Source organism: Acidiferrobacteraceae bacterium (genome assembly GCA_037388825.1).
Classification (GTDB): Bacteria; Pseudomonadota; Gammaproteobacteria; order Acidiferrobacterales; family JAJDNE01; genus JARRJV01.
Window position 1 is genome coordinate 71028 of sequence record JARRJV010000001.1, and the last position, 7770, is coordinate 78797.

Consider the following 7770-nt stretch of genomic DNA (forward strand, 5'->3'; position numbering starts at 1 on the left):
GACCGTCCCGATGCTGAAATCAGCGGCGGCCTGCTGACACAGGTTCATCAATTCAGCGCAAATGGCCGCAGCATGATCTTCGTTGTCCATGGGTCCGTGGGTAATCATGGCCAGCCCGTCCCGTGAGGCGACCATCGACTGGACGATATCCGTGCTGGCGCGGTGCAGGTCCGCAAGGACCTTGTTCAGGATGTCGGTCATTTGCACCGGAGGTGGTTCGAAATCCCCACCCAGGCTCGCTTCGTTTACGTGGACCTCCAGCTCATCGGTGGACATCGTTCACACCTCCCCCAGGTATCTTCGGGCCAGAACCGCAATCAGGTGGACAAATGCTGGTGAGTCAAGATCGGCCTCACCTGCAAGCAGCAGATGGAACAGGCGCTCCCCGACATGCACGGGACGCACGGTGACGGTGCAGTGCGGATCGAGACCGCCAAGGACCAGCCCCGTCGGTCCCGGATCGGGCTCCTCCAGTCCGTCGCGAAACTGAAGCATGAGCGGGAAGGCCTTGGTCGCCAGCGCACACAGGCGGCGTGCCTGAGATTCCGGGTAGCCGGCCGTCGCGACACAGAAACCCTGCGCATCGGCAAGTACGCCCTTGCCTAGCGGTGACAGAAGAGAGATCAGGGACGGCAGGGACTCGCCGGGCGGATCCACAGGCGGCGCGAACGGTTGCAGATCTCCACTCACCCAGTCCAGGCGTTGCAGCTGGAACAGAATAGACCCTACCGCCTTTCGATCTGCCAGGTTTGCACGCTTCGCCAGTCGTTCCAGTGGTATCGGTCGCGATGCACCTCCCTGCAGCAAACCCAGGACAACGGTGCTGCGCGTGTCCCCAGACGCCGCAACGGCCTGGATCACACCGGCCGGTGTCGGCACAACGAATGTGTGGACGACGTTATCCATAAGTCTTCATGCCGCTTGTATTGGTTTCGAGATCGCCGTTGTGCATGCACCGGCGGCACCAGGTTGTCCCGAGGCGCAGGTGGTAGCGAACGCGTGAACCACCGGGTATTTCCTCCCCGCAGCTGTCGCACAACGTCCCGACTTCCAGCACTGCCTCCCCGAAGCCATCTGCCGGAATCTCGATTCCATCGATTACGCGGTTCCAGGGCGCATTCTTGACGATGTCAGCACGGAAGGAGTTTTCCATCTTCAGCCAGCGGCCGATCAGGTGATCCGGCAAACCGTGCCGGTGCAGGCATGATTCCATGACCTGCTCGCGATAGTCGAACAGCTCATCAGAGATCACCATCCAGTGGTGGGCATTGCGTGGACGGTCTCCGAAATACACCTTCTCCCCGCTGAAGCGCTGACGAAGGAACAGATACTGTTTTTCGATCGAGCGTTGCTTCGTGGTGCCGCGGAAGAACGGCTTGAGTCGGGGATCCTCATACACCCGATCATAGAAATCGGTGAGGATGGTGTTCAGTAGTTGTCCTTCCCCCAGCGCCGCCCACATCTCCGGATCCGGGCCCGGCCGGCGATTGACCGTTTTCGGGGTCGCCGACCTTCGGTCCAAACGACCGCCGTTCCGAACACGGCCGGTGCGGGCCGCACCGCGCAGATCGGTATAGCGGAAGGGATCGGTGTGGATGTCCGTTTCCATCACGCCGGATCGAAGGGCATTGCGGTGTGCGGCTTCCACCATGTCCGGGAGGCCCGCAAAGTAGGTGGACCAGCCCCGGAGGTCTTCGTGCAGTGACTGTGCGACCTCGTGGGTACGACCGGACAGGAATCCCGGCGGGACGTCGTTTCCTGACACGCAGGCATAGTAGTAAAAATTCGAAAATTCGCCGCAGAGATCCAGAAGCTCATCGTGCAGATAGACTCCACGCGGGTGACGGCTGCCGTGAAACAGATGCAGTTCGCCCGTGTGTCCCTGGTGCAGGGCATCGCGAACAACACCCAGGAGCGGTGCAAGGCCGGTTCCCGTTGCAGCAAGCAGGATGTTTTGTTCGGCCCGTTCCGGCTCGTAGCAGAACTGGCCATTCGGCCCCTGGATGTCGATTTCATCGTTCACCGCAAGCGTTTCCGCGATCCAGTTGCTCATTGCACCGTTTTTCATGACGTTGACGTGCAATTCGAGGAAGTAGTCAGTGGCCGGATTGCTGGCAAGGGAATAGCTGCGCGTTAGCCCGTCGGATCGGCGCAGATTGATGAACTGGCCGGCGCGATAAGAGAGGGCCGTAGCCGGTTCCAGGAGCAGGCGCACGACATTGGCGCCAAGCCACTCCTTGCGGTACAGAACCGCCGGCGTATAAAGGTCGGCGTTTCGTGGAGGCACGATCTGCATGTCGGCCGTGGGTGTACATTGACAAGGCAGGAAGTAGCCCTGGGCCCGAAGGGTAGGACGCACACCGGTTTGGGCCTTTTCCGGAATCGGCCCGCTGGTGCATCGCTGCAGGCATACGTGACAGATGCCACTACGGCAGGAAAACGGAATTGATACCCCCTGACGTTGCAGCGCCTCGAGCACGGTTTCGTCCTCCCGGCAGCTGTAACGAGTGCCGTGATAACTCAGTTGCCGCCTGTTTTTAGACTCTCCACCCATTTTCTTGTACCCGGCGTATCAGGACTTTCCTTGCTGGCTAGGAATGGTTCGGTTTCTTGTTTGCCTCGTGGTGACAGGGAACATGTATGTGCGTTTCCCTGGGGATGTAGGCTTTCGATTCGGCGATCGCGAGTTGCGCGATATTGACAAACCCTTCTCTCAACACGACCTGCAACAGAGGATCACCGTTGCAACTGTACTCGCGGCAAATACGCGGGCGCTGTTGCCAGATTCGGCACAGACTTCGCTCGCGATCGAAGTGCACGCAGTACCCCTGTTCGTCCTTGTCGACGAAGCCCTTGGGGGGCGTGCCCGGCTCCCCTGTTGGCACCTGCTCGTCCGGGTCCAGCCGCACCAGCAGCCGGCAGCAAAACGTCTGGCAACCCAGTCGCCGTCCAGCGTCGCAATCTACATCTGAGGGACATTTCATACGACCTCCTTGGCATCGATTTCCTCGCGGGAACCCGGTGCGCCTAGCGCCGCATCGCCCACAACTCAAGCAGCACCGGCACGCCCAGCCACAACAACCCCTTGATCAGGAAAAACAGGATCCCGGAGATTCCCAGGCGGGCGAACCACGTGGTACCGGATCGCATCGTCACATTTGGTGCTTCAAGTGCTTTCATTGCTACCCCTCCATTGATTCGGTTCAGGCCCTCATCCACCCAGGATGGTGATCTCCACCTTGGATGCGATCTTGCGCGTTTCGATGAAGATCTTGCCCAGGTTGATCGTTGGCCTGGTGGCTACTGCCAATACGGCGTCCGGGCCCGCGCTCACAAGGAGCATTGTGCCCTTGTCGCCCTCGACCAGTACCTGTTTGAGTTCACCGCGCGCAATCTCCGCTCCGGCGCGCTGTGCCAGCGCAAGCAAAGAGGCGCACATCGCACCGAAACGGTCGGCGTCCACGTCTTCGCCGAGCACTGATGCAAGGGTAAGACCGTCTCCCGAGATCACCGCCGATGCCTCGATGTCCTCCGACAGCCCGTTGAGTGCCCGAAGGGAAGATCGGAGTTTGCTGGCCAGTATGCTGTTCCTTGCCTCTTCCGTGCCCATTTGCTGAATTCCTGAAGTTGCCGTATTCATTGCTTCCACCCTATTGTCAGGATAATTCCGGTTGTTCCTGGTCGGGCCGGGCCCCTGACGGCATCGCTGACCGTCAGGGGTGGTCCCGGGCTGTTGCGATTACAGCGCCGCTTCCATCTCGGGGACCAGCGCCCGCGCCTTGGTCAGGGCCATACCGAGATTGGCTGACTTGCGGCAAACGAACCCGACCACGTGTTCGTCATTGTTTTTGCCACGAACGAAGATGTGGATCAGGTTGTCACTGTTGATCACCATTTCGTTGAAATAGTGATGTCCGTCGTCACTCAGGCCGCGGGCCTTCTTGAACAGCTTCTCGATCGTCTGCACATTCGAACCCTGGAACAGATCCGATGTTGCAGCGGCAAGCAGTTCCAGCACTTCCTGAGGATGTGAATCTACCGTCTTTATTCCGAGCAGCATGCCCGTGGTCAGATCCACATAACCGGCGGCGACACATTCAGGAACGCCGGCGATCGCTTTTTGCAGTGCACTGTCCAGTTGATTTGCCATTTCTTTACTCCTTAATTTCATGCAGTGGTTGAGTAGGTGCCCGTAGGGGCGTTGCTTGCTTCGGTGGTAACGGACGCCCCTGTTGTGTTGTTCGGGACATCATTCGCGACTGCCGATGCGAATTCTTCAAGAAAAGTGACTTGTTCTTCTGACTGGACCCAGCGGGGTTCCACCTTGCGGACCGTCTCCAGCGCATCCAACGCCGATACGCCCTCCCAGATCAGACAGGCGGCGAGAACGGTACCGGTGCGCCCCAGTCCGGCGCGACAGTGAACGGCGACCACATCGCCGTCATGGATGTGCTGCTGAATCTGCCGGCACAGCATTGTTGCCTGTTCGATCGGGGGTGCTGCCATGTCCGGGATTGGAGACCACAGATTGCGGATGCCGAACGCCTCCAGCGCTGCCTGGTCGACACCATGTTCGGTAAGGGATACAAGTACGGTCACACCGACGCGGCGCAGCGCCTCAAGGTCATACTCCAGGTCGAAAAAGATTCCCGGCCGGGGTGTGCCGGCCAGCATCCCCTTCTTCAGCCACAGGAATCCCCGCGGGCCGAAGGAATCGCTGACGAAGCTTCGAGCAGCCTCCGGTGGTTTCGGGGCCTCGATTTCCGAGTCCAGTTCCGGCGCCCGGGCATTGGGAGACGGGACGGTACAGTTCCCGTTGCGGATGAATTCAGCAGCGACCGGAGAATCCGGCGCCGTGAAGAATTTCCCGGCATCCGTGCATTCGTGGATGACGCCACCGGCCAGCAAGGCAGTGTTCCCCCCCAGTGCGCGCGCCTGTCGTTGGTTGTGAAGTACGACCAGAATGGCTCGCCGCTCGCTTTCACGTCGGATGAAGTCGAGCAGCGGCTCACACTCCTCCTCGTCCAGCCCGGTGGTCGGTTCGTCCACGCAGATCAATCGCGGTCCGGCAGCGGCCAGCCGCAGCACAGCGAGGTGGCGCTGGACCGCCAGGGGAAGCTTGACTACGCGTTCGTCGAGGCGGTCCACCAGGGACTCCAGACCGGCCTGGGTCAGCAGCCGTTGCGCAAGTTCCCTCTGTTGCAGGCGGGTCAGGGTGTCGCGCTCGGGGAGATCGTGCACTAGGTTCTCGAACACGGTCGAGATCATCAGCCGCGCGCTTTGGGAGACCAGCACGGGCCGGTCGGTATCTCCGAGGGGATGGCCGGCGTAGGTCGCGCTGCCCCAGATTCGCACAGACGGATTGGCCGAGTTGAAGCCGGCTATGGTTCGCAGCAGGGTCGATTTGCCGGTGCCGCCGGGACCAAGAAGGACGAGGACGCCGCGGTCCGGAACCTTGAGATTCACGGAACTCAGGACGATACGGTCACCGAAGGCGACGCCGTATTCAGCGAGGGTCAGGATGTTGGTTTCGGGAGTACTGGACATGGCGGTTCCCGTTACCGATGAACACCGGGATCCAGGGATGCGAGCAGGGCCGCGAGGAGGACCTTGACGTCTTTCCTCTCCCGGGCATCGACTTCGAATACCGGTACGTTGATATCCCGTTCCGCGAGCTTGGTGTGGTAGCTGTAGAGTCCGGGCCGGGGCTTCTCATCCATGCGCGTAACGCCGATCACGACATCGTTCTTGCGAATGAAGCCGCCGAAGGCATCGAGGTAGAACTCGAGATCGGCGAGCGGATCCTCGCGCGCATTGTCGATCAACAGCACCAGCCCGATACCGCCGATGGTGAGGATGTCCCACATGAAACTGAATCGTTCCTGCCCGGGGGTACCGTACAGATGAATCTTGGAGTCCCCGGCCAGATTCAGCAGGCCATAATCCATGGCCACGGTGGTGTTGGCCTTGCGCTGTACCGTTTCATCGGTGGCCCGGGCTTCGGTTGCAGCCACAGGAATATCGCTGATGGATCCGATGGCGGTGGTTTTTCCGGCGCCGACCGGTCCCGCGAAGATGATCTTGTGTTCCATGCGCGGTCTCCTCTCTACAGGCCAGCGATCTTGTTCAGCAGCATGCCCAGCAGGGCCTGGTTGCGATGCGGTTTCAGTACCGGATCTTCCGGCTTCCGATTCAGGACGTGCGCAATACCGGCACACTGGGCGGCACTGTAGATCTGATAGATTTCGCCGGCGTCGATCTTGAGCAGGTGGCGCGCCAGCGTGATCGAGGTAGGGTGCCGGGTGAGCAGCGCCACGACACGCATGGTGTTCGGGGTGGTCGGCAGGCGGCTGAGATTGGGCCAATGACGAAACTGCACCACGTCGTCCCGGCGGCACCCTTCCATCAGCCTTCCATCACTGGCGTGGTACGCCGCATTCCACATCAGTTCGTCGATGTTGCGGCCATGGGCGGCGCCGCGCGGCAGGGCTGCCGGCTCGGTTTCCATTACGTCGACCTGGAACTCCTTGGCAGGTGTGGCGAAGAACTGCGCCGGATCCGGGAATTCAGCGATGTATTCACCGCGTTTTGGCAGGAGCAGAAGGGTGCCCCGCCCTTCCGCCGATACCCGTACGCATTGTTGATTGGCAACTGCCCGCCGGATGATATCGATGACGTAGTTGCCGGGCTGGAAGTAGTCCGTACTCCCGCTTTCTGTCCGTGTAGCGACTGTCGTGCCCATTCATCCGTCTCCAGATACTCGTTGCTAAATCTCTGTTAATACGAACGTAATAATTCTCATTCCGAAGTCCGGTCGGTGGATGGCGCAAATAGGCGCCGCAATGAGGGTGTGATCTGGCTTTCCCCTCACCCGTTGGTGCCGCCTGGTATCGCGGCGCCGCGGGTAACCTCCCGAATCAGGTCCGAGGTGTCACGGTTTACTGGGCCGACTGGTCGCTGGGGCGGGTGAGTTTTCATCCGGAGGCCAGTTGTGCCTCTGGATCGGTCATCCCTAACCATTCCGAAGCGAGCTGCGGATTGTGCCTCCGCGTTTCCCGAGTCGGGCCGGTTACTGTCTTGGCAGTCCTGCTGTCATGGAGCGCCAATGCCCTTTAGACCAGTGACTTTGCGAACCCGGTCTTTCGACCCGGCGTGCCCATCTTCAAAACACGTAACAACGTACAAACCGACTATAGCCCTTGGTTTTTATAATGCAAATAAAAAGTAAGGTTTTTATTTTAAATCAGCATCTTAAGTAATGTTATTGATCTGCTTCTCCAGAATCCGGTGCCAATCAGGTCTTGCCGAAAAGGCCGACTTGGTTTTCTATCGATTGGGCGACGGAAAGAAGACTGGAATGAAACTCAATACAAAACAGTGGCTTGGTGTATCGGTTTTCCTGACCATTGTGTGGCTGGGGATGATGGTGTGGCTCAGTCACAAGTATCTGGTGGAGAAGACGCCGGTGCGAATCGAGCTATGGAAAGCTGGCAATAATACCGCCGGCGCAATAAAGCCTGTGGACTAGCCAAGGGATCTCCCGCAGCGCCAACAGGTCTCGAAGCTGCCGGGATTTTCTTCGCCGCAGTGGGCGCAAAGCCGCGGCGCGGGATCGGGACCGCGTCGTTCATAGGTTCTGACGACAGCCAGTGCGCGTTCACGGTCTGCTTCCCGTTCGATCCACACTTCCGGGCAGGCATTGGGAAAGGGGATCTCCCCCATGCCGCCCTGGGCGTACTCGTTGAGGACGCGCGCCCGGATCCCGGCGTC

12 protein-coding genes and 1 riboswitch are annotated in these 7770 nt (G+C 59.8%); of the genes, 1 reads left to right on the top strand and 11 read right to left on the bottom strand.

Going from position 1 to position 7770, the window contains the following annotated elements; translation table 11 throughout:
* The 10 genes from P8X48_00360 to P8X48_00405 form a co-directional block, all read right to left on the bottom strand.
* Positions 1–276 (bottom strand): roadblock/LC7 domain-containing protein (locus P8X48_00360; protein MEJ2105763.1); only part of this gene is annotated, 276 nt, incomplete at its 3' end.
* Between the two features lie 3 nt (positions 277–279).
* On the bottom strand, positions 280–906 hold the full coding sequence (locus P8X48_00365) for a hypothetical protein (GenBank protein ID MEJ2105764.1): 627 nt from the start codon (positions 904–906) through the stop codon (positions 280–282).
* A complete protein-coding gene (locus tag P8X48_00370) occupies positions 899–2554 on the bottom strand; it encodes an FAD-binding oxidoreductase (protein MEJ2105765.1) in 1656 nt (551 codons plus the stop codon). The genes P8X48_00365 and P8X48_00370 overlap by 8 nt, the downstream gene beginning before the upstream one ends.
* 37 nt (positions 2555–2591) lie before the next feature.
* Positions 2592–2984: a YkgJ family cysteine cluster protein gene (locus P8X48_00375; protein MEJ2105766.1), complete on the bottom strand. Its 393-nt coding sequence runs from the start codon at positions 2982–2984 to the stop codon at positions 2592–2594.
* Between the two features lie 43 nt (positions 2985–3027).
* Positions 3028–3180, bottom strand: coding sequence for a hypothetical protein (locus P8X48_00380; GenBank protein MEJ2105767.1), 153 nt, complete (start codon positions 3178–3180; stop codon positions 3028–3030).
* A 31-nt stretch (positions 3181–3211) separates the two neighbouring features.
* The gene (locus tag P8X48_00385; GenBank protein ID MEJ2105768.1) at positions 3212–3640 is read right to left on the bottom strand and encodes a roadblock/LC7 domain-containing protein; all 429 of its coding nucleotides are present in this window, start codon (positions 3638–3640) and stop codon (positions 3212–3214) included.
* Between the two features lie 99 nt (positions 3641–3739).
* Entirely contained in the window at positions 3740–4150 is a 411-nt protein-coding gene (locus P8X48_00390) for a hypothetical protein (protein MEJ2105769.1), read from the bottom strand.
* 17 nt (positions 4151–4167) lie between these two features.
* Positions 4168–5547: an ATP-binding cassette domain-containing protein gene (locus P8X48_00395; protein ID MEJ2105770.1), complete on the bottom strand. Its 1380-nt coding sequence runs from the start codon at positions 5545–5547 to the stop codon at positions 4168–4170.
* A gap of 11 nt (positions 5548–5558) precedes the next feature.
* Positions 5559–6092 carry an ATP/GTP-binding protein gene (locus P8X48_00400; protein MEJ2105771.1) on the bottom strand — a complete coding sequence of 178 codons (534 nt, stop codon included), beginning with the start codon at positions 6090–6092 and terminating at the stop codon, positions 5559–5561.
* A gap of 14 nt (positions 6093–6106) precedes the next feature.
* Positions 6107–6742 carry a hypothetical protein gene (locus tag P8X48_00405; GenBank protein ID MEJ2105772.1) on the bottom strand — a complete coding sequence of 212 codons (636 nt, stop codon included), beginning with the start codon at positions 6740–6742 and terminating at the stop codon, positions 6107–6109.
* 334 nt (positions 6743–7076) lie between these two features.
* A riboswitch (cyclic di-GMP riboswitch) is annotated at positions 7077–7167 on the bottom strand.
* Between the two features lie 190 nt (positions 7168–7357).
* Here P8X48_00405 and P8X48_00410 point away from each other — a divergent pair.
* On the top strand, positions 7358–7528 hold the full coding sequence (locus P8X48_00410) for a hypothetical protein (protein ID MEJ2105773.1): 171 nt from the start codon (positions 7358–7360) through the stop codon (positions 7526–7528).
* On the opposite strand, the gene P8X48_00415 is transcribed toward P8X48_00410, so the two are convergent.
* A partial coding sequence (locus tag P8X48_00415; protein MEJ2105774.1) for a DUF2007 domain-containing protein occupies positions 7525–7770 on the bottom strand: 246 nt, incomplete at its 5' end. The two genes, P8X48_00410 and P8X48_00415, sit on opposite strands and share 4 nt — an antisense overlap.

What these genes read in the sequence shown, in the direction of transcription:
- P8X48_00365 (MEJ2105764.1), bottom strand. Translation starts at nt 906, where the DNA reads ATGGATAACGTCGTCCACACATTCGTTGTGCCGACACCGGCCGGTGTG.
- P8X48_00370 (MEJ2105765.1), bottom strand. Translation starts at nt 2,554, where the DNA reads ATGGGTGGAGAGTCTAAAAACAGGCGGCAACTGAGTTATCACGGCACT.
- P8X48_00375 (MEJ2105766.1), bottom strand. Translation starts at nt 2,984, where the DNA reads ATGAAATGTCCCTCAGATGTAGATTGCGACGCTGGACGGCGACTGGGT.
- P8X48_00380 (MEJ2105767.1), bottom strand. Translation starts at nt 3,180, where the DNA reads ATGAAAGCACTTGAAGCACCAAATGTGACGATGCGATCCGGTACCACG.
- P8X48_00385 (MEJ2105768.1), bottom strand. Translation starts at nt 3,640, where the DNA reads ATGAATACGGCAACTTCAGGAATTCAGCAAATGGGCACGGAAGAGGCA.
- P8X48_00390 (MEJ2105769.1), bottom strand. Translation starts at nt 4,150, where the DNA reads ATGGCAAATCAACTGGACAGTGCACTGCAAAAAGCGATCGCCGGCGTT.
- P8X48_00395 (MEJ2105770.1), bottom strand. Translation starts at nt 5,547, where the DNA reads ATGTCCAGTACTCCCGAAACCAACATCCTGACCCTCGCTGAATACGGC.
- P8X48_00400 (MEJ2105771.1), bottom strand. Translation starts at nt 6,092, where the DNA reads ATGGAACACAAGATCATCTTCGCGGGACCGGTCGGCGCCGGAAAAACC.
- P8X48_00405 (MEJ2105772.1), bottom strand. Translation starts at nt 6,742, where the DNA reads ATGGGCACGACAGTCGCTACACGGACAGAAAGCGGGAGTACGGACTAC.
- P8X48_00410 (MEJ2105773.1), top strand. Translation starts at nt 7,358, where the DNA reads ATGAAACTCAATACAAAACAGTGGCTTGGTGTATCGGTTTTCCTGACC.